This is a genomic window from Arenibacter lacus (genome assembly GCF_008711145.1).
Taxonomy (GTDB): Bacteria; Bacteroidota; Bacteroidia; order Flavobacteriales; family Flavobacteriaceae; genus Arenibacter; species Arenibacter amylolyticus.
Genome location: NZ_VVIN01000022.1, coordinates 26661 through 53369 on the forward strand (window position 1 = coordinate 26661; position 26709 = coordinate 53369).

26 protein-coding genes are annotated in these 26709 nt (G+C 39.9%); 9 read left to right on the forward strand and 17 right to left on the reverse strand.

Going from position 1 to position 26709, the window contains the following annotated elements; translation table 11 throughout:
* The first annotated feature begins 82 nt into the window (after nucleotides 1-82).
* From F1E73_RS08520 to F1E73_RS08540, 5 genes are all read left to right on the forward strand, one after another.
* Complete coding sequence (locus F1E73_RS08520) at nucleotides 83-1090, forward strand: glycosyltransferase (RefSeq protein ID WP_086478060.1); 1008 nt, start codon at nucleotides 83-85, stop codon at nucleotides 1088-1090.
* A 57-nt stretch (nucleotides 1091-1147) separates the two neighbouring features.
* On the forward strand, nucleotides 1148-2050 hold the full coding sequence (locus F1E73_RS08525) for a YbbR-like domain-containing protein (RefSeq protein ID WP_150451671.1): 903 nt from the start codon (nucleotides 1148-1150) through the stop codon (nucleotides 2048-2050).
* Nucleotides 2047-2634 (forward strand): dephospho-CoA kinase, encoded by a 588-nt coding sequence (coaE, locus tag F1E73_RS08530; RefSeq protein WP_150451672.1) that lies wholly within the window; start codon nucleotides 2047-2049, stop codon nucleotides 2632-2634. The genes F1E73_RS08525 and coaE overlap by 4 nt, the downstream gene beginning before the upstream one ends.
* Nucleotides 2635-2713: 79 nt before the next feature.
* On the forward strand, nucleotides 2714-4288 hold the full coding sequence (locus tag F1E73_RS08535; protein WP_086478063.1) for a sensor histidine kinase: 1575 nt from the start codon (nucleotides 2714-2716) through the stop codon (nucleotides 4286-4288).
* Between the two features lie 8 nt (nucleotides 4289-4296).
* Nucleotides 4297-5010 carry a response regulator transcription factor gene (locus F1E73_RS08540; RefSeq protein ID WP_150451684.1) on the forward strand — a complete coding sequence of 238 codons (714 nt, stop codon included), beginning with the start codon at nucleotides 4297-4299 and terminating at the stop codon, nucleotides 5008-5010.
* Nucleotides 5011-5057: 47 nt separating this feature from the next.
* Here F1E73_RS08540 and F1E73_RS08545 read toward each other — a convergent pair whose 3' ends face one another.
* The 7 genes from F1E73_RS08545 to F1E73_RS08575 all read right to left on the reverse strand — a co-directional run bounded on the left by F1E73_RS08545 (nucleotide 5058) and on the right by F1E73_RS08575 (nucleotide 11340).
* Entirely contained in the window at nucleotides 5058-5555 is a 498-nt protein-coding gene (locus tag F1E73_RS08545) for a gluconokinase (protein WP_086478064.1), read from the reverse strand.
* On the reverse strand, nucleotides 5552-6463 hold the full coding sequence (gene miaA / locus F1E73_RS08550; protein WP_150451673.1) for a tRNA (adenosine(37)-N6)-dimethylallyltransferase MiaA: 912 nt from the start codon (nucleotides 6461-6463) through the stop codon (nucleotides 5552-5554). Before miaA ends, F1E73_RS08545 begins: the two co-directional genes overlap by 4 nt.
* 2 nt (nucleotides 6464-6465) lie before the next feature.
* Nucleotides 6466-7299 (reverse strand): ion transporter, encoded by an 834-nt coding sequence (locus F1E73_RS08555; protein WP_086478066.1) that lies wholly within the window; start codon nucleotides 7297-7299, stop codon nucleotides 6466-6468.
* On the reverse strand, nucleotides 7296-8663 hold the full coding sequence (locus F1E73_RS08560; RefSeq protein WP_150451674.1) for an exonuclease domain-containing protein: 1368 nt from the start codon (nucleotides 8661-8663) through the stop codon (nucleotides 7296-7298). Before F1E73_RS08560 ends, F1E73_RS08555 begins: the two co-directional genes overlap by 4 nt.
* Before the next feature lie 65 nt (nucleotides 8664-8728).
* Nucleotides 8729-9382, reverse strand: coding sequence for a YggS family pyridoxal phosphate-dependent enzyme (locus tag F1E73_RS08565; RefSeq protein WP_150451675.1), 654 nt, complete (start codon nucleotides 9380-9382; stop codon nucleotides 8729-8731).
* Nucleotides 9383-9428: 46 nt separating this feature from the next.
* The gene (locus tag F1E73_RS08570) at nucleotides 9429-10316 is read right to left on the reverse strand and encodes a 3-hydroxybutyryl-CoA dehydrogenase (protein ID WP_150451676.1); all 888 of its coding nucleotides are present in this window, start codon (nucleotides 10314-10316) and stop codon (nucleotides 9429-9431) included.
* 64 nt (nucleotides 10317-10380) lie between these two features.
* Entirely contained in the window at nucleotides 10381-11340 is a 960-nt protein-coding gene (locus F1E73_RS08575) for a Gfo/Idh/MocA family protein (RefSeq protein ID WP_086478070.1), read from the reverse strand.
* Nucleotides 11341-11629: 289 nt separating this feature from the next.
* Between F1E73_RS08575 and F1E73_RS08580 the strand changes: the two genes are divergently transcribed.
* Nucleotides 11630-12271 (forward strand): protein-L-isoaspartate(D-aspartate) O-methyltransferase, encoded by a 642-nt coding sequence (locus tag F1E73_RS08580; protein ID WP_150451677.1) that lies wholly within the window; start codon nucleotides 11630-11632, stop codon nucleotides 12269-12271.
* Nucleotides 12272-12325: 54 nt separating this feature from the next.
* Here the strand turns inward: F1E73_RS08580 and smpB are convergent, their stop codons facing one another.
* Nucleotides 12326-12787 carry an SsrA-binding protein SmpB gene (gene smpB, locus F1E73_RS08585; RefSeq protein WP_086478072.1) on the reverse strand — a complete coding sequence of 154 codons (462 nt, stop codon included), beginning with the start codon at nucleotides 12785-12787 and terminating at the stop codon, nucleotides 12326-12328.
* A 129-nt stretch (nucleotides 12788-12916) separates the two neighbouring features.
* Here smpB and F1E73_RS08590 point away from each other — a divergent pair, with 129 nt between their 5' ends.
* Nucleotides 12917-13666 (forward strand): DUF6503 family protein, encoded by a 750-nt coding sequence (locus F1E73_RS08590; RefSeq protein ID WP_150451678.1) that lies wholly within the window; start codon nucleotides 12917-12919, stop codon nucleotides 13664-13666.
* Here F1E73_RS08590 and F1E73_RS08595 read toward each other — a convergent pair.
* The 3 genes from F1E73_RS08595 to clpB form a co-directional block, all read right to left on the reverse strand.
* Nucleotides 13663-14193 carry a SixA phosphatase family protein gene (locus F1E73_RS08595; RefSeq protein WP_150451679.1) on the reverse strand — a complete coding sequence of 177 codons (531 nt, stop codon included), beginning with the start codon at nucleotides 14191-14193 and terminating at the stop codon, nucleotides 13663-13665. The two genes, F1E73_RS08590 and F1E73_RS08595, sit on opposite strands and share 4 nt — an antisense overlap.
* Nucleotides 14194-14422: 229 nt before the next feature.
* Nucleotides 14423-15019 carry a TetR/AcrR family transcriptional regulator gene (locus F1E73_RS08600; RefSeq protein ID WP_086478075.1) on the reverse strand — a complete coding sequence of 199 codons (597 nt, stop codon included), beginning with the start codon at nucleotides 15017-15019 and terminating at the stop codon, nucleotides 14423-14425.
* A 206-nt stretch (nucleotides 15020-15225) separates the two neighbouring features.
* A complete protein-coding gene (gene clpB, locus F1E73_RS08605) occupies nucleotides 15226-17841 on the reverse strand; it encodes an ATP-dependent chaperone ClpB (RefSeq protein WP_150451680.1) in 2616 nt (871 codons plus the stop codon).
* A 167-nt stretch (nucleotides 17842-18008) separates the two neighbouring features.
* On the opposite strand from clpB, the gene ytxJ reads away from it, so the two are divergent.
* Nucleotides 18009-18410, forward strand: a complete 402-nt coding sequence (ytxJ, locus tag F1E73_RS08610) for a bacillithiol system redox-active protein YtxJ (RefSeq protein ID WP_086478077.1) — start codon at nucleotides 18009-18011, stop codon at nucleotides 18408-18410.
* Between the two features lie 54 nt (nucleotides 18411-18464).
* Here ytxJ and F1E73_RS08615 read toward each other — a convergent pair whose 3' ends face one another.
* Together F1E73_RS08615 and fahA are read right to left on the reverse strand one after the other, a co-directional pair.
* Complete coding sequence (locus tag F1E73_RS08615; protein ID WP_150451681.1) at nucleotides 18465-19652, reverse strand: hypothetical protein; 1188 nt, start codon at nucleotides 19650-19652, stop codon at nucleotides 18465-18467.
* A gap of 105 nt (nucleotides 19653-19757) precedes the next feature.
* Nucleotides 19758-21044 carry a fumarylacetoacetase gene (gene fahA, locus F1E73_RS08620; protein ID WP_086478079.1) on the reverse strand — a complete coding sequence of 429 codons (1287 nt, stop codon included), beginning with the start codon at nucleotides 21042-21044 and terminating at the stop codon, nucleotides 19758-19760.
* A gap of 115 nt (nucleotides 21045-21159) precedes the next feature.
* Between fahA and glyA the strand changes: the two genes are divergently transcribed.
* Nucleotides 21160-22434, forward strand: a complete 1275-nt coding sequence (gene glyA / locus F1E73_RS08625; RefSeq protein WP_086478080.1) for a serine hydroxymethyltransferase — start codon at nucleotides 21160-21162, stop codon at nucleotides 22432-22434.
* A gap of 79 nt (nucleotides 22435-22513) precedes the next feature.
* On the opposite strand, the gene F1E73_RS08630 is transcribed toward glyA, so the two are convergent.
* The 4 genes from F1E73_RS08630 to F1E73_RS17595 form a co-directional block, all read right to left on the reverse strand.
* Nucleotides 22514-23182 (reverse strand): hypothetical protein, encoded by a 669-nt coding sequence (locus F1E73_RS08630; RefSeq protein ID WP_150451682.1) that lies wholly within the window; start codon nucleotides 23180-23182, stop codon nucleotides 22514-22516.
* A gap of 232 nt (nucleotides 23183-23414) precedes the next feature.
* Entirely contained in the window at nucleotides 23415-24083 is a 669-nt protein-coding gene (locus tag F1E73_RS08635) for a response regulator (RefSeq protein ID WP_086478082.1), read from the reverse strand.
* 10 nt (nucleotides 24084-24093) lie between these two features.
* Complete coding sequence (locus tag F1E73_RS08640) at nucleotides 24094-26160, reverse strand: tetratricopeptide repeat-containing sensor histidine kinase (protein WP_150451683.1); 2067 nt, start codon at nucleotides 26158-26160, stop codon at nucleotides 24094-24096.
* A gap of 86 nt (nucleotides 26161-26246) precedes the next feature.
* The coding region (locus F1E73_RS17595) for a hypothetical protein (RefSeq protein ID WP_191088998.1) at nucleotides 26247-26709 on the reverse strand (463 nt) is incomplete at its 5' end.

Here is a 26709-nt window from a genome sequence, read left to right on the forward strand (position 1 = left end):
GAAACAGGGAGGTGTTGCTTCCCTGTTTTTAACTTTGAAATAACTTTCTCTCCATTGGTTCCTTTTAACAAGTAGTAGAAAAATGAAGCTTTACTTTTCCTTTATCGTACCCGTATATAACCGACCTAATGAGGTGGATGAACTCTTGCAAAGCCTTTCGCTTTTAGATTATCAAGCACCCTTTGAGGTAGTGATAGTAGAGGATGGATCTACTATGAGTGCAGAGCAGGTAGTAGATGGGTATAGGAATAAACTGGATATTACTTACTTGAAGAAGGACAACTCCGGACCGGGTTCTTCCCGAAATTATGGGATGGAACGGGCCAAGGGGAATTACTTCATCGTCCTAGACTCAGACTGTATTATTCCACCCCAATATCTTGGATTGGTAGATGCTGCGCTTAATAAGGACTACGTGGATTGTTTTGGCGGCCCAGATGCTGCCCATACCTCTTTTAGCCAAGTGCAGAAAGCTATTAATTACGCGATGACCTCGGTACTTACTACTGGAGGAATTAGAGGGAGTAAGAAAGCGGTGGGGAAGTTTCAACCAAGGAGTTTTAATATGGGCATATCCAAACAGGCATTCGAGAAAACGCAGGGCTTTGGCAATATTCACCCGGGGGAAGACCCAGACCTAACCTTTAGGATTTGGGAAGCCGGATTTAAAACCAAACTCATCCCCGAAGCCTATGTGTACCATAAAAGAAGGATAGATTGGGGTAAGTTTTATACCCAGGTAAAGAAGTTTGGCATGGTAAGACCTATTTTGAATCAATGGTACCCAGATACCGCTAAAATAACCTACTGGTTCCCTAGCCTATTTAGTTTAGGGCTATTATGCTCATTTGTTTTAATGTTTTTTGGGTTTCTAACACCAATTGCCATTTATCTCTTGTACTTTGGTGTACTTTTTGTTCATTCTTATAAAGAGAACAAAAGTGTTAAAGTGGCGTTTTTATCCTTAATAGCGGTAACCATCCAGTTTTTTGGATATGGATTCGGATTTTTAAAGAATTCCCTGCTCCTAGCTTTTAGTGAAAAGGACCCTCAAATATTATTTCCCAAACTGTTTTTTAAAAACGCATAGAAATTGATTGATAACATAAAAAACGCACTGCAAAAGAGGAAAGTAAAACTTTTCTTGATGTTTTTTTTGGGCTCTAGCTTGGCTTGGTTCATCAGTAATTTGGCCGACCAATATACCAATGATGCTGTCTTTAAGCTGAGTTATCATAGTAATCCGGATAGTCTGTTGCTTAAAAAGGTATCCAAAGAAAACATTAGGGTAAGGTTAAAGGCCAGTGGCTTTCAGTTTTTAATGTTCGGTTTAAAAAATAAAAGGGTGCATGTAGACCTTTCTACCTTGGAGCAAAGGGGGCAAAAGTACTTTTTGTCGCCCAAGGCGTACAGGGGGCAAATAGAAAACCAGCTATCCAATTATATGCAAATTTTGGATATGGATCAGGATACCATGTTCTTTAATTTTCAAAAACTTATAAAAAAGAAGGTTCCAGTAGCCTCCAATATCTCCATCAAATTGGAACAACATCATTTATTGGATGGCGATATGGAAATAATTCCAGATTCCATTACAGTGATAGGACCCGAGAATGAGGTGAAGGAATTGAGTAATGTCCCTACAAAGGAACGCTCCTTTAATAATCTAATGGGACCTTTTACCAAAAAAGTAGATTTGAAGCTCCCTGCCGCCCTAAAGAATACCACTTTTTCTGCAGATCAGGTGGCAGTGGAAGGAGAGGTGTTCAGATTCTCAGAGCGCATACTCACTGTTCCCATCCTTATAAAGAATGTTCCCGAAGGAGTAGTGGTGCGTACGTTTCCCGAAACGGCCGAATTGCTGTGTAGAGATCGCATAGAGGTTTTAAAAGAATTGAAGGCAAGCGATTTTGAAGTAAGTGCGGATTATGCCCAATTTAAAGGAGAAGGGGATAATATATTGGATCTTGAAATAACCAAGAAGATAGATTCCGTTAATGTGGTGCGGTTAAAAGAAGATAAGGTAGAGTTTATTTTGATGAAGCAATGAGAATAGTAGGCCTAACAGGAGGAATTGGTAGTGGCAAATCTACGGTAGCGGCCATGTTCCGGGAGCTAGGAGTACCTGTGTACAATTCGGATACAGAAGCAAAGTGGCTTATGGGTAATTCCGAATCCTTAAAACAGCAGATTATAGCTCTTTTAGGAGAAGGTAGTTATAAGGATGGCGCACTAAATCGGGCTTATATATCCCAAAGGGTTTTTAAGAACGGCGAGTTGCTGAAGGACTTAAATAAAATAGTACATCCTGCAGTGGCTCAGCATTTTAAAGAATGGGCGCAACAACAGAATTCAGCCTATGTAATACAAGAGGCTGCGATTATATTTGAAAATGGAAACCAGGGCCGCTATGATCAAATTATTCTGGTGACGGCCCCTCTGGAGAGTCGCGTTAATAGAGTGGTAAAAAGGGACGGAGTTAGTCCAGAACAAGTCATGGAAAGGGTAGAGAACCAATGGGAAGATGCCAAAAAAGCTCCGCTTTCCCATTTTGTAATAAACAATATAGATCTTAAAAGCACTGCGTCTCAAGTAGCGGAAATACATGGAAAATTGCTTAAGGCCAGGGCTTAAGGGCAAAACTTTAACATATTTGTTAAGGTTTGGTTAAACGTACAATCCGCTAAATGTTAAATTTATAATTTTACTGTTAATGAATAAGAGGTTATTTGGTCTTTTGGTTGTCTTGATGAGCCTTTCCCTTATTGGGATTATTTTTGTTCAAAGCTATTGGATCAACAAATCGGTAGAAGACAAGGAAGAACAGTTTTCCAATACGGTGACCCAAATTCTTAATAGGGTTGTAGAGAATATAGAAAAGAGGGAAGTACAGGACTATCTTAATGAGTTTTATAAATTAAAGGATAGTATTGGGAAGCCTAAGGCTACCCACCTTAAGAATTTCTTTTTCTTTGACAGGGATATCAACTCCAACGAAATCCGGTTTTATTCCCATGGTATCCTGGAGGAAGATTACAATATGGCTTCTAAGTTCTTTGATATTGGGTTTGACACTACTACCTTTAAGAACATTACCAGTATAAGGCGTACGGAAATTTATAAGGAGGATTTTGGACTGGATGGGAGGCAATATTCCCTAACCCCAGTGCAAAAGCTAGAGAAAATTGGTGGACTCTCCTCTATAGATAGGGCTGCCATGGACGATAGTTTTCGGGAAATGGCTAAATCCAGGTCCATAGACAATAGGGTGACCAAACAGGAGATAGAGTTGTTCCTTAGTAGGGAACTTAAAAATAGGGGCATAGATATTGATTATGAATATGGGGTGTATAGCAGGGGATTGCCTACAAAACTAAGGTCCGATCAATTTAAATTTTCTGAGACCACTTTATACAAGGCACCTTTGTTTAAGGATAGTGAGGGAAGTACCAATTATTCATTGTTGCTAACCTTTCCAAAAAAGAAGCGTTTTTTAATCCAGTCCATATTAGGAATGGCGGTCTTGTCCTTGGTGTTTACCTTGATTATTGTAATAGCCTATTCTAGCGCTATATATCAGTTGATAAAGCAAAAGCAGATTTCAGAAATCAAGTCCGATTTTATCAACAATATGACTCACGAGTTTAAAACGCCCATTGCCACCATTAATTTGGCGGTAGAAGCAATTAGGAACCCTAAGATAATTGTGGATGAAGAGAAGGTGTTGCGATACCTACAAATGATAAGGGACGAAAATAAAAGAATGCATGCACAAGTAGAAAATGTTCTTAGGATTTCTAAGTTGGAGAAAAACCAATTGGATATTTCTAAGGATAGGGCAGATGTACATGAGATTATAGAAGATGCCATTACCCATGTAGAACTGATTGTAGGAGATAGAGGTGGTTATATCAACACCCATTTAGAAGCAGAACGCAGTGAAGTATTGGCCAGTGAAATGCATTTTACCAATGTTATTGTCAATATTTTGGACAATGCGATAAAGTATTCCACAGACGCTCCTAAAATAGATGTGTTTACGGAGATTATTGGAAACAATATAATTATAAAGATAAAAGACCAAGGAGCGGGTATGAGTAAGGTGGTCCTAAAAAAGGTTTTCGAAAAGTTCTATAGAGAGCATACCGGGGACATACACAATGTTAAGGGCCACGGTTTAGGACTAGCTTACGTGAAAAAAATAGTAGATGATCACCAGGGTGAGGTTTATGCCGAAAGTGAAAAAGGGAAAGGAACAACTTTCTTTATTAAACTCCCCTTAATTTAAAAATTATGATGGAAACAGCAAATAAGAAAATACTACTAGTAGAGGACGATCCAAATTTCGGAATTGTCCTAAAGGATTATTTGGCCATGAACGATTTTGACGTTACGTTGGCGAAAAATGGTATGGAAGGCTTTGAAAAATTCAAGAAAGACAATTTTGACGTTTGTATTCTTGATGTTATGATGCCTTACAAGGACGGTTTTACGCTGGCAAAAGAAATCAGGGAAAAGAACGAGAACGTACCCATTGTTTTCTTAACGGCCAAAACCATGAAGGAAGATGTGCTTAAAGGATATAAGGCAGGTGCCGATGACTATCTAAATAAGCCCTTCGACTCTGAGGTCTTACTGATGAAATTAAAGGCTATTATACAACGGAAATCTACCAATTCCTTGGCAGATAGTAAGCAATTTGAATTTACTATCGGAGGATTCCAGTTAAATTCTAAATTGAGATTCTTAAAGTATAAGGATGAGGAAGCCATAAAACTTTCCCCTAAGGAAAATGAATTGCTAAGACTATTAGCACTTCACGAGAACGATTTAATGCCGCGAGAATTGGCACTTACTAAAATTTGGAGGGACGATAACTACTTTACTTCTCGAAGTATGGACGTTTACATCGCGAAACTGCGCAAGTACCTGAAAAGGGACGAAACAGTGGAAATATTGAATATCCACGGAGAAGGGTTTAGGCTGGTTGTAAAAACAGACGAAGTCTAGAATATAAATAGGATAAAAAAGCACTGGGTTTCCGGTGCTTTTTTTGTTTAGTTCAGTTTCCTTATAATTTCCGAGACTATTTCTTTTGGACTTGCTGCTACGGATATCGTTAAAGCTTCGGTAGGGGCCTCAAAAGTATCCCACTGTGATTGCAGCAGGCTAGCGGGCATAAAATGTCCTTTTCGTTGTTTTAAACGCTCTGAAATTAGTTGGAAACTTCCTTCCAAGGAGATCCATACCACTTGAGATTCAATATCCTTTTGTAAAATATTTCTATAGGATTCCTTTAAGGCCGAGCAGCTTATGATGCATCCATCCTCCCTATGCTCCTTTGCCAATTGGTTTAAGCGTAAGAGCCAATCCATGCGGTCCTCATCGGTTAGGGGGTGACCACTGGCCATTTTTTGGACGTTACTCTGGGGGTGATATTCATCGCCCTCTAAAAATGGGAGTTTAAGTTCCTTGGCAAGTAAGCCGGCAATGGTAGATTTCCCCGTGCCAGAAACCCCAATCACAAATAGTATGTTTTTTTTATGGACGCTCATCCTTTTGCAATTTCTAGTTCTAACCTTTGAAGCACCTCCTTTGGATTATACTTATAGTTAATCCATAGGATATCCTCCCTTTTTCGCAACCAAGTAAGTTGCCGTTTAGCAAATCTTCTCGTGTTTTTCTTAATTTCCTCAATGGCGTCTTCCAATTTAAGTTCTCCATCCATATAGCGGAATAATTCCCGATAGCCAACCGTTTGCAAGGCGTTTAAGGCACTATATGGTTTTAGGGAGGCTACCTCTTCCAAGAGGCCATTTGAAACCATAAGATCTACCCGCTGGTTAATTCTATCGTATAAGATGGTTCTATCGGCTTCTATTCCTAGGGTGATGGTGCGGAAACTCCTTGGTTCCTTTTCTTTGTTTAAAAAAGAGGAGTAGGGCTGTCCACTTCCAATGCAGATTTCCAAGGCCCGTATTAGTCGATGCGGATTGTTCAAATCTACCTTATCGTAATAAGACCTATCCAGTTTTTTTAGTTGCTCCTGTAAGTGCATAATTCCTTTGGAGAGCAATTCCTCGTTCAATTGAGTGCGAATGGAGGGATCTACACTTGGAAAATAATCCAGGCCCTTTGTGACGGCATCGGTATAGAGTCCGCTTCCACCCACCATTACCACCACATTATTTTTTATGAACAGTTCTTCTAATTTTTCCAAGGCCTCTCGCTCAAAATCCCCTACCGAGTAATCTTCGTGAATGCCCCTATGTTGTATAAAATGGTGCGGCGCTTGATTTAGTTCATCTTCTGACGGCACTGCGGTTCCAATAGACATCTCACGGAAAAATTGACGGGAATCTGCAGAGATTATTTCGGTTCCAAAAGACTTTGCGAGGGTAATGGCCAAGGCGGTCTTGCCTATGGCTGTAGGCCCTACTACAGAGATCAGTATTTTATCCATGCTTAATCATCTCTTAATTTAAAACCGCATTGTCTGCAATAATAGGCGTCATTTAGCAATACATCTGCTCCGCAGTTTTGGCAGGCCCTACCTTGGTCCATCTTTTTCTTGTCCGAGATGTTAGATGCGTACTCTGCGGATACAATTCCCGTAGGCACGGCTATAATTCCATAACCGATGATCATGATCATGGTTGCAATAAATTGCCCCAGAGGGGTCTGGGGTGAAATATCCCCGTATCCTACCGTGGTTAAGGTCACTACCGTCCAATAAATACTGTGAGGAATACTAGAGTAGCCGTTTTGGGGGCCTTCTACAATGTACATAACCGTCCCTAAGATGACCGATATAATGATGACGAAAAACACAAAAACAAATATCTTGGTCTTGCTGGCGCTTAAGGCCCGGATTAGTTTATTGGATTCTCCAACAAATCGAACCAGTTTTAGAATCCTAAATATTCGCAGTAGCCGCAGTATTCTAAATGCTGTAATAAATTGAGAGCCCACTAGAAGCAAGGAAAGGTATTTGGGGATGGTAGATAGAAAATCCACCACACCAAAGAAGCTGAAAATATATTTTTTAGGGCGATTAATGGTAATGATGCGTAGAATATACTCTATAGTAAAAAGTATTGTGACCACCCATTCCGAAATATTTAAGAATGCATGATACTTCTTATCTATATTGGGAACGCTCTCTAACATTACAATGATTACACTGTAGACAATTAGGCCCAACAGGATAAGATCAAAAAGTCTACCCGCCTTGGTATGCGTCCCATAGATAACTTCATGAAGTTTTGATTTCCAATTTTTTAATCGTTCCTCTTTCACGTGTCTAGTTCAATAATTTTAATAGCTTTCTTTTTTCTAAGGTAAGAGGTAATGATATGTTTGGTATTTTCATTGTGGTCCATAGGGGTGATTATGGATTCTAAAATAGGGTTGTTATTAATTTGATGGTGTAAGCTAAAATAGCCCAATCCTTTAAAAATACCATTTTTAATTAGAATACCGCAACGTTCTCCCGTTTCCCTTCCCTTTTCCAAGATTAGGATGTCCTTGCAAGGGAGGTTGTATTTCTTGATGCTTTCCTCTACCCGATGGTTGTAGCTATCTACTTCCTCTTTTTCAATACAGGCTCCCTGGCATTGGCCTTCCATATAGTGGGAGCATGCCTTTTTGGCCTGTGACAGTCCGTTAATTTTGTTGCAGAGTTGAAATTCGTCCCTTAACGTATAAAGGAAGTTTTCCGCTCCCTGTTGGCTGTTAAAGGTGGCGATAGGTGTTTTTTTTGGATCTACCTTTTGGGCAGACAAGGAAAGATACCCTCGGTCCGTCTTGCTTTTATAGATTGCATGGGAGAACAAGCGTCTTTTATAACTGGCATTGTACTTTGGTTTATTGCGAACCAGTTCGCTGTTTTCTTTCAACATTGCTGCCAATTCATTCCCTGTTCTTTCGTAGGTGACCTTCTTGGTTTCTTTTTGGATTTTTCTTGCTCTGGTACCGCTGTTGGTAAAATATTGATTGATTCGTTTTTTAATATCGGAGCTTCTTCCCAAAAGGATAATTTCCCTGTCTTTATTATGCATATAAAATACGCCAATACTAGAGGGAAGGGATTCCACAATATCTAACTGCCTTGGGGAAAGTTCTCCCAAGGATTCATTGCGCAAAACGTTTTTCACTATGGTTTTGTCCAAGTCTTTGGATAAAAGTAATTTAAAGAGTTGTAGGGTGGCTAAGGCATCCCCATTGGCCCTATGCCGATCGCTTACGGGTATCCCTAAGGAACGAACCAATTTACCCAGACTATAGGAGGGTGCATCCGGGAGTAGCTGTTTGGACAGCTCTACCGTACACAGGGTTTTACGTTCAAAATTGTATCCCAGTCGCCTAAATTCGGTGCGTAAAATTCTATAGTCAAATTGGGCATTATGGGCCACAATAACTGCGTCCTCGGTAATTTCCACGATGCGTTTTGCAACTTCATGGAACTTTGGGGCCGTCCGTAACATAGTATTGTTTATACCAGTTAAATTCGCCACAAATGGCTGAATCTCCCTTTCGGGGTTGATTAAACTGATAAAGCGATCTACCACCTTATGTCCATCAAACTTATGAATGGCAATTTCTGTTATTCCTTCCTCATTGTACTTTCCTCCGGTGGTCTCTATATCTAATACTACGTACATGTATTGCTTCTAATTCTCTAATAAACAAAGATAGGTATTCTGGCGCCTTAGCCTTGGGATAAAATTTAATTTCTAGCGCCAAAAATACTGCTTCCTAGACGTACCATGGTACTACCTTCTTCGATGGCAATTTTATAATCCCCGCTCATACCCATAGAGATTTCCTTTAGGTTGGGAAGATAGGTCTTTGCGCGATCAAAAAGTTTCTTAAGGGTACGGAATTCTTTGCTTATTTGTTGGGTGTCTACCGTAAAGGTGGCCATTCCCATTAATCCCTTTATTTCTATATGCTCCAAACTTTCTAGGTTCCCTGAGGAAATAAGATCTATCAATTCGTTTTCGTCAAAGCCAAACTTGGAGGATTCTTCGGCAATATGTACCTGTAGCAAACAGGGAATCACTCGGTCGTTTTGCTTGGCGCGCTTATTTATTTCTTTAAGGAGCCTTAGGCTATCCACGCCATGTACCAAGGATACATACGGGGCCATATATTTTACTTTGTTCCGTTGGAGATGTCCAATCATGTGCCATTCGATATCCTTGGGAAGGGATTCCCATTTTTCCGTCATCTCCTGCACTTTATTCTCACCAAAGATGCGATGCCCCGCATCATAAGCCTCCTGGATATCGGCCACAGATTTGGTTTTGGTCACAGCCACTAAAGTTACATGGGCTGGCAAGGACTCCTTTATTTTTATGAGATTGCTTTTTATGGACATATATATCTAATTGATCTAAAGTGTTTTTAATTATTGAATAGTCTGCTTAACTAAATTGATGGGATACCACTTCCGCCTTTTTAGAGGTTGAGTAATCATAAAATCCTTCGCCTGATTTTACCCCTAGTTTGCCTGCCATAACCATATTTACCAATAAGGGGCTTGGGGCATATTTCGGATTTTTAAAGCCGTTGAACATCACATTTAAAATGGAAAGACAGACATCCAACCCGATAAAATCTGCCAGTTGCAAGGGGCCCATGGGATGTGCCATCCCTAATTTCATAACCGTATCTATCTCTATTACCCCCGCCACCTTATGGTGAAGGGTTTCTATGGCTTCATTAATCATAGGCATTAGTATTCTATTGGCAACAAAACCGGGATAGTCATTTACTTCCGTTGGGGTCTTTCCAAGTTTTTTAGAAAGCTCCATAACTGTAGTAGTCACACTATCTGAGGTACTGTATCCCCTAATAACTTCTACCAGCTTCATAATGGGAACTGGATTCATAAAGTGCATACCTATCACCTTATCTGCCCTATTGGTGGCTGCCGCTATTTGTGTGATGGAAATAGAAGAGGTGTTGGTAGCTAAAATGGTATCTGGAGGGCATAGTTGGTCTAGATCGGTAAATATTTTGAGTTTGAGATCGGTGTTTTCCGTCGCCGCCTCAATTACCAACTGAACATCCTTTACCCCCTCGGATAAAACCGTAAAGGTGGTGATATTGGATAGGGTCAAATCCTTATCGGCCTCCGTAATGGTTTCCTTGGCGATCATTCGATCTAAATTTTTACCAATGGTTGCCAACCCTTTTTCCAAGGACTCCGAAGCGATATCTATCAGGTTGGTGGTATATCCCTGTTGGGCAAATACATGGGCAATGCCATTCCCCATTGTACCCGCACCTATGACTGCTATTTTCATCATTGATCGTGTTTAAAGTTTGTAAATTAAACTACAGCATAGCTGTTTTATGGGAGGTGATAAGGTATTAAAACGATTTAATCACCTGTAGTGCTACCTTTAGGGCTTGGAAACCTTGCTCCAAGGTTACTTCTGGAGTTGTGTTATTGTTTATGGCATCTGCAAATGCTTCTAGCTCATCCAAAATAGCATTATTTACCGGAACGGTGGGGTTTTCAAAATATATTTGTTTTTTCACCCCTTCGGCGTTCTGTAAAATCATATCAAAATCCCCGGGCTTTTCCGGCGCATCTTTCATCCTAACCACTTCTACCTTCTTCTCTAGAAAATCGACAGAGATATAGGCATCCCGTTGAAAAAATCGGGACTTTCTCATATTCTTCAGGGATATTCTGCTAGCCGTAAGGTTGGCAACACATCCATTCTCAAATTCTATCCTTGCATTGGCAATATCGGGGGAGTTGCTAATTACAGATACTCCACTGGCATTGATTTGTTTCACCTCGGAATCTACAACACTCAGAATAGCATCAATATCATGAATCATTAAATCCAATACCACTGGCACATCGGTTCCTCGAGGATTAAATTCTGCCAAGCGGTGGGTCTCGATAAACATGGGGTTGTTTATCTTATCCTTTACCGACATAAATGCAGGATTAAATCGTTCTACATGGCCTACCTGTCCTTTTATACCCTGCTTTTTTTCTAGCTCTAAAAGGGTCTCGGCCTCTTCCAAGGTGTTGGTAATTGGTTTTTCTATAAAAACGTGTTTACCCTTTTCCATCGCCTTTTTTGCACATTCAAAATGGGAGAGGGTAGGGGTTACGATGTCTACCACATCTACAGCATCGATTAATTTATTGATGTTATCAAAGAAAACATACCCAAACTCTGCAGCCACCTGCTTGCCATTGATTGCATCCGGGTCATAAAACCCGACCAGATTATATTTTGGGGATTCATTGAGTAATCTAAGGTGTATTTTTCCTAAATGTCCTGCTCCCAGGACGCCAACGTTAAGCATAGTGTTGTTTTTGTTCAAAAATAAGGATAGTTTATAAGTTATGCTGCTACAAAACAAAAAATAGGCCCTCCCTCCCCATTTTTAGTGTCATTTGAAGAAATTGCTGACAAGGGATAATATTGGAATTGGTTGCCATGAGCCGCCTAGATAAATTATTTATAGTATCTTTATTTTTAAGATGGGCTGATCACCAACAAGTTGCTTGGCAACGGGTGTCCCAAAGCCAAATTGCTCCATTTAATTGGGTTTTCTTTTATAACTTTACAGGCCAAAATCAAAGTCAATTACATTGAAAGATACGTTAAAACATCGCGGTATGCGTAATCAGCTTGCCGAAGTTCTTATAGAAAAGGGAATTGTGGATTCTGCGGTGTTGAATGCCATCCGTTCCATACCCAGACATTTGTTTCTAGACAGTAGTTTTGAAGATCATGCCTACCAGGATAAAGCATTTCCTATTGGGGCAGATCAAACCATTTCACAGCCCTATACCGTGGCTTTTCAAACTGAATTATTGCAGGTAGAACCCAATCATAAAATTCTCGAAATTGGGACCGGAAGTGGATATCAGACAGCTGTTCTACTAAAGCTTAAGGCGAGGGTTTATACCATAGAACGACAATTGGAGCTTTTTAAGAAAACCAACCTGTTTTTTAATAAAATGGGTTATAGGCCCAAGAGTTACATTTTTGGGGACGGTTATAAGGGGATGCCCGAAAAGGCCCCCTTTGATGGGATTATTGTTACGGCAGGTGCTCCTTTTGTGCCCAATCCCTTACTGGCACAGCTTAAAATTGGAGGCAGATTGGTGATTCCAGTAGGAGTGGATGAACAAATAATGACCTTGTTCGTTAGAAAGTCGGCCAAGGAATTTGAAAAAACAGAACTGGGTTCTTTCCGATTTGTGCCCTTGTTAGAAGATAAAAATTAAGGCTGCTTACATTCATAAGCAGCCTTATTGGCTTTGGTGACTATACCTTTTGTCTCAATTATTGAAGCTCTTTTTAATCCGATCTAAATCTCTTTTGTTATCCCGGTCTTTGATGGTTTCGCGCTTGTCATAAAGTTTCTTACCCCGTGCCAAAGCAATATTTACTTTTGCCAGACCTCGGTCATTAAGAAAAAGATTTAGGGGAACTATGGTGAGTCCGCTATTTTTCACCTCTCGCTCTAACTTTTTTAGCTCTCCACGGTTAAGAAGCAACTTGCGTTCTGCTTTGGGGCGGTGGTTGTAGTGGGTCCCATGCGAATATTCGTCTACTTGCATATTAATCACAAACAATTCACTCCTATCATTAAATTCACAAAAGCTCTCAGATATAGAGGCCTTGCCTTCTCGGATAGACTTTATCTCGGTGCCCGATAATACGATGCCTGCAGTGTAGGTATCCAACAACTCATAATCAAACCGAGCCCTTCTGTTTTTGATATTTATTTTCTTCTGCATATAGCTACAAAAATAGAAACAATTATTCAATTTATCTGCTTAGATGGGGATCTACTATTCTTAATAATGCTATTTCCTTTAGTATTTCTGTAATGTTTTTCCCATTTTTACGATTAATCAAGAAAACATATGATCAGAGTATTGTATTTCGCCGCATGGGCGCTTTTAGTTGGGGCATGTAAGGAACAACCGAAAGATGTGCTTACGGCCCAGGAAATAGTGGATAGGTCTATCGCCATTAGTGGTGGGGAGAAGTACAGCAACAGTACTATTTCCTTTTCTTTTCGAGATATGGACTATAGCTCTACTTGGGAGAACAACAAGCGAAAATTAAGTAGGACTGGGGTAAAAGATTCCGTTCCATTTACGGATGTCTTGCTAAATTATAAGTTTAAACGTAGGCAGGGCGATAGCGTGCTAAAGCTTTCCGATTCATTGGCCAATATTTACTCTAATTCATTGAATTCCGTGCATTATTTTGTACATCTTCCCTATGGCTTAAATGACCCGGCCGTGAATAAGGAACTATTGGGAGAAACTACCGTAAAGGACGCGCCTTATTATAAAATCAAGATTACCTTTGATGAGGAAGGTGGGGGCGACGATTTTGAGGATGTATATGTATATTGGATCCATAAGAATACCTTTAAGGTAGATTACCTGGCGTACCAATTTCATGTGAATGGCGGAGGAATTAGGTTTAGGGCAGCTTACAATGAGCGTGTTATAAACGGAATTCGTTTTGTGGATTATGAAAATTATAAGGCAGACCCAGAAAGTGTATCCATATACGATACGGACAAATTGTACGAGAAAGGTGACTTAGAGTTACTCTCAAAAATTATCTCGGAAAATGTAATGGTTCAACCAACAGATTAATCCATTTTTAATCGGATATCAGTAGCTACCCCATCTATGATGCGTACTATAAACAAGCTCGAATTGTCATAATCTTCCATGGATTGATACTTTTCTTCGCCCAAAAGGCCATTTACAAATTGAGGGATGGTATTACTGTGCCCCACAATAAGGACATTCTTATCTAGATTAAGGTTTTTAAATTCCTCTATATTAACGGCATGGGGATCGTAGTATTGGGGTGTAATATCCTTTTTTATGGCAGTTGGGGCTGCCGTCATGGAAGTCCGCTTATATTTGGAGGTATATATAGCGTCCAATGCCACATTATCCAATATCTCTGCCCAACGCATGGCGCGACCCAAACCCGATTGGTTTAATTCGGGATCTTTGTCCTCAGGTCTACTTCGATCCTTTTCGGCGTGTCGTATAAAGTAAAAGGTAGAAATATGGTTGTTGACAACTTGTTCCACTTCCTTGGGATCTTCCTTACATCCCAAAAAACCTAAGGTTAATACTAGTATCAATAGTAACTTTATGCCCTTCATAATCTATTCTGATTTAGGTAATTCTCATTGGTATTATGGTAACTGAAAAAATGGGGAAATAGTATGTATCCACGAGGGTTTTTGTGCATTGCGGTATGTTTCAAAGTAATCAACGATTTTTTGTGGACTCCCTTTTGTGATAAAGCATCAAGATCTTTCTGAAGCATACCTGAAAAATGACATTCAGATTATTAAAAATGCTTGGCTGCTTCGGCAAATTCCAATTCGGTTATTTCTTTATTTCCCTTGTGATTAATTGGTCCAAGTAAGCTACCGTATTGATCAAGTATTTTCGATCATCGGTAATGGTAGCCATGGTAACGGCGCCTTGTATCATGGTAAATAGTTGTTTTGAAAATTGCAAGGGGGTTACTGGTAGTCTAATTTCATTATTGTTTACTCCATTTTCCAAAACCAAAGCAATCTTACCTTCAATGTTTTTTATAGTTTCCTTGGTGGCAGCTAAGAGTAGGTTGTTGTTATTTTTGGCATCTATACCTACATTTACCAAGGGGCAACCTCCTAGGGATTCCGTAAACTCATCGTAAGTGCGATAAAAATTAGTGAACACCAAAATTTTCTCCAAGGCAGATCCCTCAGTATTTAATTGTTCATCCAATTTGGAGAGTAGTTTCTTGCTATTGTACTCAAAAGAGGCCAAGGCGAGAGATTCCTTGTTTTCAAAATTTCCGTACAAAGCACCCTTGGTGAGTCCGGTTGCCTCTGTAAGATCGCTCATACTAGTGGCAACATACCCTAGTTTATTAAAGATGGGTGCTACGGTTTCAATAATGTAAGCGGTGGTCCTTTCTGCTTTAGTAGACATGTCCTAACAGTTTTAAGCTAATATAGAATATTTTTATACTGTAAGGTATATAATGTTTGTGAATAAAACCAATTTCGCTTTAAAATTATTATGGGATATTACATAGGAGGGAAGGAATATGCTAAATGCCACTAATGCTGTGCCTGTGTCTTCTTGAATAAAAAAGCGCTCCATAGTTAAATGGAGCGCTTTTGAGGAAAATTAATTTACGATTTTCCCAGCTTTTTGGCAAGGTCTTTTTCATTTCTAAATACCAGCTTATCGTCAAAGTTATCCATAAGGACCACACTGCCTGGTCCTATATTACCGCTAAGGAGTTCTTTGGAAATGTTGTTTAACACCTCTTTTTGAATTACTCTCTTAATGGGGCGCGCTCCATATTGCGGATCGTACCCTCTATTAGCTAAATACTGGATAGCTTCCTCCGTGGCATCGAGGGTTATTTGTTGCTCCTCTACCATTTGTTTTAATTGATCTAATTGTAAAATCACAATTTTCTTGATATCCTCCTTGCTCAAAGGTGTAAACATGATTATATCGTCTATTCGGTTCAAGAATTCTGGACGAATGGTTTTCCGTAGGAGTCCCAGAACCTCTACCCTTGCGGCTTCGGTGGCACTATAGATATCGGAATTATCCTCGAATTTCTCTTGGATAATGTGACTTCCCATATTACTGGTCATTATTATGATCGTGTTCTTAAAATCGGCAACCCTTCCTTTATTATCTGTAAGGCGACCTTCATCCAAAACCTGTAGTAGTATGTTAAAGGTATCGGGATGTGCTTTTTCAATTTCATCCAATAATACCACGGAGTAGGGTCTTCTCCGTACCGCCTCGGTTAATTGCCCTCCCTCTTCGTAACCAACATATCCCGGAGGTGCACCTACCAGTCTACTCACCGCATGCCTTTCCTGATATTCGCTCATATCTATACGGGTCATGGCGTTTTCGTCATCAAAAAGGTAGGCTGCTAACGTTTTGGCCAGTTCCGTTTTACCAACTCCTGTGGTTCCCAAAAACAGGAAGGAGCCAATAGGTTTCTTATGGTCTTGGAGTCCGGCGCGACTCCTTCTAATGGCGTCCGATACTGCTTCTATTGCTTCTTGCTGACCAACTACCCGTTTGTGGAGCACCCCTTCTAGGTTTAAGAGTTTCTCGCGCTCACTTTGCAGCATTTTAGTAACTGGGATACCCGTCCATTTAGCCACTACCTCGGCTATATCCTCATAGGTAACTTCTTCCTTAATCAAGGTTTCCCCGAGTTGTTGCTGTTCTAGATCGGCTTGGAGTTTCTCTAGCTTTTCCTGGGCCTCTTTAATTTTTCCGTATCTAATCTCAGCTACTTTTCCGTAATCTCCATTTCTTTCTGCCCTTTCGGCTTCCACCTTGTAGTTTTCAATATCCTTCTTTGTTTGTTGGATATCATCAACCACGGCCTTCTCGCTCTCCCATTTGGCATAGATTTCGTTTCGTTCTTCCTTGATATTGGCCAAGTCTATGTTCAGTGCTTTTAGTTTAGAGGTGTCGTCTTCCCTTTTAATGGCCTCCATCTCAATTTCTAACTGCATTATTTTACGATCTAGGACATCCAATTCCTCGGGCTTGGAGTTTATTTCCATCCGTAGTTTTGAAGCGGCCTCATCCATTAGGTCTATTGCCTTATCGGGAAGGAAACGGTTGGTAATATAGCGCTGCGATAATTCCACGGCTGCAATAACTGCCTCGTCCTTGATTCGGACCTTGTGGTGGGTCTCGTATTTTTCTTTAATACCTCGCAAGATAGAAATGGCACTTTCAGTATCTGGCTCGTCTACCACTACCTTTTGGAATCTTCGTTCCAAGGCTTTGTCTTTCTCAAAATATTTTTGATACTCATCCAGGGTGGTAGCCCCTATAGCTCTTAATTCGCCCCGTGCTAGTGCCGGTTTTAGAATATTAGCCGCGTCCATGGCCCCTTGCCCGCCTCCGGCGCCTACTAGGGTATGGATTTCATCTATAAATAATATAATGTTCCCGTCCGAGGTAGTAACTTCCTTAATCACTGCCTTTAGCCGCTCCTCAAATTCCCCTTTGTATTTAGCACCTGCAATGAGGGCTCCCATATCCAGGGAAAAGATGGTTTTGTCTTTTAGATTCTCCGGGATGTCGCCCTGTACAATTCTATGCGCAAGCCCTTCGGCTATAGCGGTTTTACCAACACCTGGTTCCCCTACCAGCATGGGATTGTTTTTGGTTCTTCTAGATAAAATCTGTAATACCCTTCTTATTTCCTCGTCCCTGCCAATTACGGGATCTAAATTGCCACTATCTGCCAGTTCATTTAGGTTTTTGGCATATTTGTTTAGGGAATTATAGGTGTCCTCCGCACTTTGGGAAGTAACCTTTCCTCCTTTGCGCAACTCATTGATTGCGGCAGTGAGGTCTTTTTCGGTTACCCCTTGGTCCTTTAGGACCTGTGCAATCTTACTTTTAGATTTAAAAATGGCCAACAGTAAATGCTCAATGGATACATATTCATCTTCCATCTTTTTTGCAATAATGCCCGCCTCGTTTAGGGTTTTCCCTGCTTCCCTAGAAACCATAATCTCCCCTCCGGAGACTTTTGGAAAACTTTCCAGTTCCTTATCTAGAATTTGCTTCAGCATGGAAATGTTGACGTTTAATTTCTTCAGAATAAACGGAAGTACATTCTCCTCTACTTCAGAAATAGCCTTAAATATATGTTCGTTTTCTATTTGTTGGTGCCCAAAGCCTTGCGCAATTTGTTGCGCTTGCTGTATGGCCTCTTGCGATTTTATGGTGAAATTATTAAAGTTCATATAGCTGTTTTTTATGTCTTGTTATTGTGTATTTTTGATGTGATTAAGGCAACAACCTTACCATATTCAATTTAAGACAAAATGTCGCTTTGCTGGAGGAATTTTAAGACAAAAAGACATAGTGTAAGGAAGTTAGCAAATGTTCGACCGATTCATAAAATTACAAAATGGGAATATTAAACAGGTTATTTGGGAAGGATAATAATTTGGAAGACAATAATAAGGAAGAAAATCAGGTGCCATGGATACCCTTAACTTCTGTGGATCAGCTTTCGGAAATTAAAGAAAAGTCGGGCAAGAAGACCCAAGTGATTTTTAAGCATTCCACTACCTGCGGAATTAGTAGGATGGTTATGAACGGATTTAATGCATCCTATAATCTTTCTAGTGATCAAGTAGATTTATATTACCTAGATCTTCAAAGTTATAGATCTGTTTCCAATGAAGTAGCAGCATTATTTCAACTAAGACATGAATCGCCCCAACTATTAGTCATTAAGGAGGGGGTAGTGGTGGCGCATGATTCGCATGGAGGAATTTCCCAACTAGATTTAGCGGAATTTGTTTAACCCTAGAAGCTAACTTTATGCATCTAGGGTTTTGGAAGGGAGTGATAGAGTTGTTTAATTAAAGCGATGCCTGTTCAGGATTCCCTTTAATTTGAACTTTAGATCTTCCCCGGCATCATACACCATTTCCTCATTAGTAGGGAAGGGGACGGAAGAGTTGGACAAGAGGGTAAGTAGTTTGTCTTCTAAGGCCCTTTTATCACCCTCATGCGTTGCGTAATAGTGGCTAAACACAAACTCACTGACTAGTGGGTAGGAGTTTAACTGCTGTTTGCTATGAAGGTCTACAAAACGAACGTTTCCTCTAAGTTGCACCTTTTTAAATTGGTTGAACTGATAGAAATCGCAGCGAACGGTTTTAAACTTATCTACTTTAATCTTATTGCCTAGACTATCCTTTACCACATTCCCCTCCGAGTTAAGTGCGTATTTATAACCGTCTTTAATTAACTTCTCTCGCTGTATCTGTTTTTCGGTAATCTGTTCTGGACTAATGTTAATATCCGTAAAGGCAAGTTCCATTTCATAATCATAAGGAACGTTATCTTGAGTGTTGGTATGGTAAACCGTCCATATATCGTTTAGGCCGTAGGTATTAAAGTTTAATAGTTCGGCTTCTAGTCTAGCGGGAATAATTTGCTCGGAATCATTGATCATAATTACATTCACATAATCTATTCCCTTGCGGTGGGCTTCTTCCAATTTTAGCTTAACGTCCCTAAAATTCGGATTAATTTGGTTTAAATAAGTGAAGTCTGCATAGGCTTTTCTATAGTCTTGCTTAGAGTTTCCCGTTTGTAAAAGTGTATTGGCATTTGCATAAAGATAGTTAGAGAGCTTCTTTTTTGCGTTGAGTATATCGTTGTCATAACTTTTAAAGCTAAACCTAGCTTGTCTATTTTCATCATAAAGTTGTAAGGGAAGCAATGGTCTTATGCGTTCTTGCATGGCTTTTAATCCCTCATACCCGTTATAAATGGCTTCCAGATTTGCCGGGTTGTTTTCCTTCTTTAAGAAGGCAATATGTTGTAATTCGCGCTCAGCATTCTTTTTAAAAGCCTCTTCCAATAAAAGGATATAGGGTTGATGGCTTTTCTTAGACTTATTCTCCCTTAGGTTTTTTAAGGCGTTGGTGATAGCAGCGTTATAATTGCCTACGTTGATATCTGCCTGGGTTTTTTTCACCCCGCTACAGGAAAGGAAAAATATGGTAAGTAAGGGCAACAGAATAACTCTCTTCATAATTTGATCGTTCTAATTTTTGCAATGAATGATTTGGCTAGGACCAAAACTCTTAATTACTGAAACGCAAATGAAGAGAAAATCGTACAAATACGAATAAAATTTTTATTGTTTATGTTGGTAAGTCGGTAATAGCTTGGTAGCCACTTCCCCAAACCCGATGCGTACGTTATTCTTTTCGCAATAACCACGCATGGTAACGGTGTCATGGTCCTCAATAAACTTTCTGGTGGAGCCATCCTTCAGTTGTAAGGGTTTTTCTCCACGCCAGGTAAGCTCTAGCATAGAACCATAACTATCAGGTGTAGGTCCAGATACGGTTCCGCTTCCCATCATATCCCCACTATTAATCTTACAGCCATTTACCGTATGGTGGGCTAATTGTTGTGCCATGGTCCAATACATATACTTAAAGTTAGACTTGGCTACTATGGTTTCACTGCCATTATCTGGGGTTATGGATACTTCCAAATTTATGTCTACCCCCTTGTTGTTTGGGTGTCTTAAGTAGGGTAGGGGGAGTGGATTTTGTTCAGGACTGGGCACTCTAAAAGGCTCCAAAGCATCCATGGTAACAATCCAAGGAGATATGGAGGAAGCAAAACTTTTGGCTAAAAACGGGCCTAAGGGTACATATTCCCATTTTTGAATATCCCGGGCACTCCAGTCGTTAAACAGTACCATTCCAAAGATATAATCTTCTGCATCCTCTATGGGAATAGGTTCTCCCAATGCGTTGGCATCGGTAGTAATAAATGCCATCTCCAACTCAAAATCCACCAATTTGGAGGGGCCAAATACGGGCTGCTCTGCCCCTTTTGGAAGCGTTTGTCCCGAAGGTCTTCTTATAGCGGTGCCGCTGGGTACAATAGTAGAGCTTCTGCCGTGGTAGCCCACAGGAAGGTGGAGCCAATTGGGTAACAAAGCATTTTCCGGGTCCCGAAACATCTTGCCTACATTGGTGGCATGTTCTTTAGAGGAATAAAAGTCGGTATAATCGCCAATCTGTACAGGTAGTTGCATTTCTATCTCGTCCATAGTAAATAGCACAACACTTTTATGGTCCTCGTTGCCCTGCAAGGCCTTGTTGTTGATATCAAAAATTTCGCTGATCCTGTTCCTTACCAAGCGCCATGTTTTTTTCCCGTCGGAAATAAAGTCGTTAAGCGTGTCCTGTAAAAATATATCATTGTTTAACGGAATGCCTTTAAAATAGCCCAATTGGTGCAGTGCACCCAGATCAATAGCGTAATCGCCAATTCTGGTGCCTATGGTTATGATATCGTCTCGGGTTAAAAAGACACCAAAGGGAATATTCTGGATTGGAAAATCGGAATTGGGCGGTACTGGTAGCCACGTTTTCTTTGCAGGGTCGTTGGTTTTAAGAGGCATATACAGGCTTGTTAATTAATGTTGAATAAATATCTATATCAAATATATTGTTTTCTTCCAATTAACGCGATGCAATTTGTATTTTTGCGCTTTATTTAATTGAATCTTTAACAGTATGCAACGGGATAATTTAATTTTTGAACTAATTGAGGAGGAAAGGGAACGCCAAATTGATGGAATAGAACTTATCGCTTCGGAAAATTTTGTAAGTCCACAAGTAATGGAAGCGGCTGGGTCCGTACTTACCAACAAATATGCTGAAGGTTACCCTGGTAAGCGATATTATGGTGGATGTGAAGTAGTGGACGAAGTAGAGGAAATTGCCAGGAACAGGGCAAAGGAGTTGTTTGGTGCGGCTTATGCCAACGTACAGCCCCATTCTGGTTCTCAGGCGAACGCCTCTGTATACCACGCTTGTTTACAGCCGGGCGATACCATTCTTGGTTTTGACCTCTCTCATGGGGGGCATTTAACCCATGGTTCTCCCGTAAACTTTTCGGGTAGATTGTACAATCCTGTGTTTTACGGGGTAGATAAGGAAACCGGTAAATTGGATTATGACAAAATTCAGGAAATCGCTACCAAGGAAAAGCCGAAAATGATTATTGCTGGAGCCTCTGCTTACTCCATGGATATGGATTTTAAAAGGTTTAGAGAGATTGCAGATAGTGTTGGGGCACTTTTATTAGCAGATATTTCGCATCCTGCCGGACTCATTGCTAAAGGAATTCTTAGTGATCCCATTCCACATTGCCATATTGTAACCACTACTACCCACAAAACTTTGCGTGGTCCTAGGGGAGGACTTATTTTGATGGGAGAGGATTTTGATAACCCCTTCGGAATTAAATTAAAAAATGGGAAGCTTAGAAAGATGTCTGCTTTGTTAGACTTAGCGGTATTCCCAGGAAACCAAGGAGGACCCTTAATGCATGTTATTGCTGCAAAAGCTGTAGCTTTTGGAGAAGCCCTTACGGACGATTTCTTGCATTATATGTTGCAGGTTAAAAAGAACGCTGCTGCCATGGCCAATGCCTTTGTAGAAAAGGGATATAAGATTATTTCTGGAGGTACGGAAAACCATATGATGTTGATAGACCTAAGAAGTAAGGATATAACTGGTAAGGATGCAGAAAACCTATTGGTAAAAGCCGATATCACCGTGAATAAAAACATGGTTCCTTTTGATGATAAATCTCCCTTTGTAACTTCAGGGATTCGTATTGGTACCGCTGCAATTACTACCAGAGGACTTAAGGAAGAGCATATGCCGGTAATCGTAGGACTAATTGATCAGGTATTGACCAATCCCGAAGATGAGGCAGTTATCCAATCTGTTAAGGAGAAAGTAAACGAATTGATGCATAACCGAGAGCTGTTTGTAGCTTAAGGATAAGTAATAAATAAGCAAAAAGCCAGCACTTTTAAGTGTTGGCTTTTTTTTGCTGTAGAGTGAAATTAATATCCGGCTAGAAAATCTGCACGTCCCCTTTTATCAGTTTTTGGGTAGATAGGTCGTAAACTGCTGCCTTTTCTGCACTGCCAAAGTACATCCCCCAATAGTAAAAATAGTCGCTTGGTTGAGGTGTGTTGTTAACCTTTACACCTAAAGACTGGGGTAGGGGATTCGGATCCGGTTGCTCAAATACAGGAATGAAAATTTCATAAGGCGTATCTGATAGCCCCTTTGTATAATAAATTGTATGCTTGTCTAATTCGTTGGCAATTTCTTCTAACTGATGCACAATACTTTGTTCGTAAATCCTACTAATTAGGATGTTGGTATCCGTTAAGACTATAGAAAGCTCACTGATATCCATGGAAAATTCGTTTACCTCCAGTAAATCAGAGTACGCCTCATGGAATAAGGTGGTTTTCTTGGGGTTTTGTTTTGGCGTATCTTCAGGCAATCCATTTGGGTATTGTAAAAAATAGAGCGCTTCTGAAAGACTAAAATTGCAACTGAATTCGATGCTTAAGTGGGCGTCGTTCTCCCGTTGCCAATAACTGCTGATATTTATATTGGCATAAAAGTCTTTTTCCAAGCGTTTTCTAAATTTTTCTAAGCCTACTATATGGGTACTGGCATTGCAAACCTTTTTTCGGTTGTTAAGAAAATCATCGTTTTGTATTGGCATCCCTAGAGCGATTTGGTGAAACTAAACTCCAAATTTAAGTTTAAGTCTTATTCACCATTGAACTAAAACCTTATAAAAAGTAAGGTTTCCGTCTATTTTGGATGCATTCATCGAAAATTTATCGGTTAAAATACACTATATAGGAATCGCCTAGGGTTCCACAAAGGCTGGCTAAGCTAGTGCAAATCAGGGATTAATGCTTGTTGGCTCTATGCTGACAGGTGGGTTTTATCTAGAGGAAACCCCTGATTTTTGCTTCCGTAATGAGTGCAAGGTCATTTTGCTTTTCTACCCCAAAAATTACCTTGAGCTGTCTTTTCCTATTCTCAATACCCGCTAGCGATAGATTTATGTGGTTCACCATATCCTTTGTTCTGGTGCCGATAGATACGTGATAGAGAATTTTTTTATCATTATCGTCCAAAGTCTCGTCATGAGATACTTTTTTTCGAATGGCCACTAGTGCTTTCTGACTGTAATAGGGTGGATTGGTAATAACCCCCTTAACCATGGCTAAAAGTGATTTTTGATCTACTTCTGACTTCACCATGTATCCGTCCGGATTTACATTTTTTAGGATGCTATTAATCCGGTAATTATCGCTGAAGGACGACATAAAGACTACCTTGGTATCGGGGACGACTTTTCGGGCTAAAATTCCCAAATCTTCTCCAGTATAAGGTTCTTCCAAATGAGTTTCTGTTAACTGTATGTCCAGTAAGAGTAGGTCGTACTTAAAAGATCGTGCAGAATCCTCAATCTTTTGTTTACCAATTTCATAGGTGTTAGCAGTTTCAACCTTTACGGTAAATTCTTCGAATTCAGCGGCTTCCAATAGGAATTTATAACCAGTAGTGATCATTTCATGATCGTCTATCGCTAAGATTCTTAAAGTCTTCATTCTTTATAAGTTATGCAGATTTGGGAGCTGCAGGTTTATTTACTTGGTAGGGGATGGTTACGGTTACCGTTGTTCCCTTGCCAAGTTGACTATCTATGGAATAAGTTCCGTTTAGTTTTTCTAATCGGGATCTCATATTTTTTAGGCCTATTCCTTTTTTTCCTTTTTTCACATTAAAACCAATACCGTCATCTGTAATAGCGATTTTTAGTTGCTTTTCATCCTTTTCAAAAACAACCGAAACCGAGCTTGCCTGTGCATGCTTTCTACAGTTTTGCAAGCTCTCTTGTACAATACGGTAAATGTTAATCTTCAATTCTGCCGTTAACTGGTCCCAATCTATGCTATCATCATACTTAAATTGACATTGCATATTAGAGGAATCCCTTACGGTTTGAAGCAACTCCTCAATGGAGGTGATAAAGTTATGTATTTTTTCTTGGGAAGCTTTGCTTAATTCATGAGAAATGGTTCTAATTTCTTCTTCCAGTTGCTGCAGCTTCTCTAATAGTTCTGTTCTTTTTAAAACGGAGGCTTCATCGGTTTTATTATTGAGGCCCATAAGTATTAGTCGTATTCCGAACATTTGACCTAAAATGCCGTCGTGTAATTCCTCGGAGACTCTCTTCTTTTCTAACAGCTTACCTTCCTCCATTTTGGTGCTTTGGGCTAGTAAAAGATTAAATATTTCCTGATTGGTCTTTTGCTGTGCCTGCTCAAACTTTAGTTTCTGGTTTCTTTTTCTCTGATAGAATATTAGTAAAAGGAGTACCGCCATAACCAGGGTCCCTGCGGCGATCCCGATCCATAATTGTCGCTGCCGGGCCAATAGAGCATTCTGCTCAATAAATTGATCTGTCTCAAACCTAATCCTGGTAAACTTATTCTGAATGGTTCGTTCTTCGTGTATTAGGCTATCATTAAGCTTTATGTATTCTTGGGTGTAATGGGTAGCATTTATTGGATCTATTCTACCTAGTAAGGCCAATATTTCCAAGGTTCTAAGATTGCTGCTGCTTTGTTTTGCATTTTCTTTACCAATTAATGCATATTTTAAAGCGTTAATACTATCGCCGTGTTGTAAATAATGATCTGCAAGCTGGTATTGTACAAGGGCCATTCCTCGGGTATCATGTAGGCTATCCTTTATTTTTAACACCTCATTAAAAATATCTACTACCTGCAAGGTATCGCCCAGCTTACTTTTACTATCGGCATAGTTAGAGAGCGCAGTGGCATAACTCTTTAAATTCTTAGTTTTTATACTATCGGCAGTAATTACCTTTTCAAAATATTCTAGGGCTTTCTGGTGGTTTCCAAGCACTTGATAAACAGTACCTATATTGTTGTAGATTTCAAGATTTCCAGTACTATTGGGGGCAGCTTTGTTTAAGTAAAATAAGGCCTCGTCATAATAGTTTAATGCTCGCTCGTATTCTTTTAAAGCATTGCTCACAGAACCGAGATTGGTGTAGCAATAATATAAATTTAGGTATTTATCTAGCGGTTTAAACAGCTCAATGGCTTTCACCGTGTTTATTTCGCTTCCTATATAATCCTTTATCACAGATTGAATGGTGGCCATATTGTACAACATCCTACCACTTTGGTAAGGATTGCCTAGTGCCGAAAATATTTGTTGAGCTTTTGAATAGTGGTAAAAGGCGCTGTCTACTACGCTGTAGTCATCAAAAAAAGTGGCCAAATCCCAATGGTTATTGGCCAGAGAGGTAGAATCTCCCATGCGCTTGGTGTATTGGAGCGCTAGTTTACTGGACTTCCTAAACTTTAGGGAGTCATTTTTTAGTAAGTAATTATAAGAGATGTCGGTAAAATAATTTGCCTTTAGGGAGTCGTTTTTCGCTTTTAAAGCCAACGCAAAGGCTTTGTCTAAATTGCTTTGGTGCTGGGAAATAGCAGCGCTATTGGCCTTAGATATATAAAACAAGACACTATCTGTTGGTTGTGAGTGCGCTTGCTCAGTAATGGATTTCTTGGAATAGCTACAACTATAAAGCGTGTAAAGAATTAATAACGCTAATGAAATAAAATACCTACATTTTATTCTTTCTTCCATATAGCGTGCAAGATAAAAAAAAAGCCCTTAACAAAACTGTTTAGGACTTTTTTAAAATTTTAAGCAGGTATATATTATGCTACAGTTTAGCTAAGTGGGTCTCTTCTGTCCTTGATGATGATGTCCCTGTCGGTTGCTACGGCATTGTCAAAATTGATTGCTTCAAAGTTGATATTCTGTCCGTCCTCTTTTGTTCTTCTATCCTTGATGATGATGTCCCTATCGGTTGCTACGGCATTGTCAAAATTGATTGCTTCAAAGTTGAAATCCTGACCGTCCTCTTTTGTTCTTCTGTCCTTGATGATGATGTCCCTGTCGGTTGCTACAGCATTGTCAAAATTGATTGCTTCAAAGTTGAAATCCTGTCCGTCCTCTTTTGTTCTTCTATCCTTGATGATGATGTCCCTATCGGTTGCTACGGCATTGTCAAAATTGATTGCTTCAAAGTTGATATTCTGACCGTCCTCTTTTGTTCTTCTATCCTTGATGATGATATCCCTGTCGGTTGCTACGGCATTGTCAAAACTGATTGCTTCAAAGTTGAAATCC

Bases quoted from the DNA above. Each gene is read 5' to 3' on its own strand.
- F1E73_RS08520 (WP_086478060.1), top strand. From the start codon at position 83: ATGAAGCTTTACTTTTCCTTTATCGTACCCGTATATAACCGACCTAAT.
- F1E73_RS08525 (WP_150451671.1), top strand. From the start codon at position 1,148: ATGTTTTTTTTGGGCTCTAGCTTGGCTTGGTTCATCAGTAATTTGGCC.
- coaE (WP_150451672.1), top strand. From the start codon at position 2,047: ATGAGAATAGTAGGCCTAACAGGAGGAATTGGTAGTGGCAAATCTACG.
- F1E73_RS08535 (WP_086478063.1), top strand. From the start codon at position 2,714: ATGAATAAGAGGTTATTTGGTCTTTTGGTTGTCTTGATGAGCCTTTCC.
- F1E73_RS08540 (WP_150451684.1), top strand. From the start codon at position 4,297: ATGGAAACAGCAAATAAGAAAATACTACTAGTAGAGGACGATCCAAAT.
- F1E73_RS08545 (WP_086478064.1), bottom strand. From the start codon at position 5,555: ATGAGCGTCCATAAAAAAAACATACTATTTGTGATTGGGGTTTCTGGC.
- miaA (WP_150451673.1), bottom strand. From the start codon at position 6,463: ATGGATAAAATACTGATCTCTGTAGTAGGGCCTACAGCCATAGGCAAG.
- F1E73_RS08560 (WP_150451674.1), bottom strand. From the start codon at position 8,663: ATGTACGTAGTATTAGATATAGAGACCACCGGAGGAAAGTACAATGAG.
- F1E73_RS08565 (WP_150451675.1), bottom strand. From the start codon at position 9,382: ATGTCCATAAAAAGCAATCTCATAAAAATAAAGGAGTCCTTGCCAGCC.
- F1E73_RS08570 (WP_150451676.1), bottom strand. From the start codon at position 10,316: ATGATGAAAATAGCAGTCATAGGTGCGGGTACAATGGGGAATGGCATT.
- F1E73_RS08575 (WP_086478070.1), bottom strand. From the start codon at position 11,340: ATGCTTAACGTTGGCGTCCTGGGAGCAGGACATTTAGGAAAAATACAC.
- smpB (WP_086478072.1), bottom strand. From the start codon at position 12,787: ATGCAGAAGAAAATAAATATCAAAAACAGAAGGGCTCGGTTTGATTAT.
- F1E73_RS08590 (WP_150451678.1), top strand. From the start codon at position 12,917: ATGATCAGAGTATTGTATTTCGCCGCATGGGCGCTTTTAGTTGGGGCA.
- F1E73_RS08595 (WP_150451679.1), bottom strand. From the start codon at position 14,193: ATGAAGGGCATAAAGTTACTATTGATACTAGTATTAACCTTAGGTTTT.
- F1E73_RS08600 (WP_086478075.1), bottom strand. From the start codon at position 15,019: ATGTCTACTAAAGCAGAAAGGACCACCGCTTACATTATTGAAACCGTA.
- clpB (WP_150451680.1), bottom strand. From the start codon at position 17,841: ATGAACTTTAATAATTTCACCATAAAATCGCAAGAGGCCATACAGCAA.
- ytxJ (WP_086478077.1), top strand. From the start codon at position 18,009: ATGGGAATATTAAACAGGTTATTTGGGAAGGATAATAATTTGGAAGAC.
- F1E73_RS08615 (WP_150451681.1), bottom strand. From the start codon at position 19,652: ATGAAGAGAGTTATTCTGTTGCCCTTACTTACCATATTTTTCCTTTCC.
- fahA (WP_086478079.1), bottom strand. From the start codon at position 21,044: ATGCCTCTTAAAACCAACGACCCTGCAAAGAAAACGTGGCTACCAGTA.
- glyA (WP_086478080.1), top strand. From the start codon at position 21,160: ATGCAACGGGATAATTTAATTTTTGAACTAATTGAGGAGGAAAGGGAA.
- F1E73_RS08630 (WP_150451682.1), bottom strand. From the start codon at position 23,182: ATGCCAATACAAAACGATGATTTTCTTAACAACCGAAAAAAGGTTTGC.
- F1E73_RS08635 (WP_086478082.1), bottom strand. From the start codon at position 24,083: ATGAAGACTTTAAGAATCTTAGCGATAGACGATCATGAAATGATCACT.
- F1E73_RS08640 (WP_150451683.1), bottom strand. From the start codon at position 26,160: ATGGAAGAAAGAATAAAATGTAGGTATTTTATTTCATTAGCGTTATTA.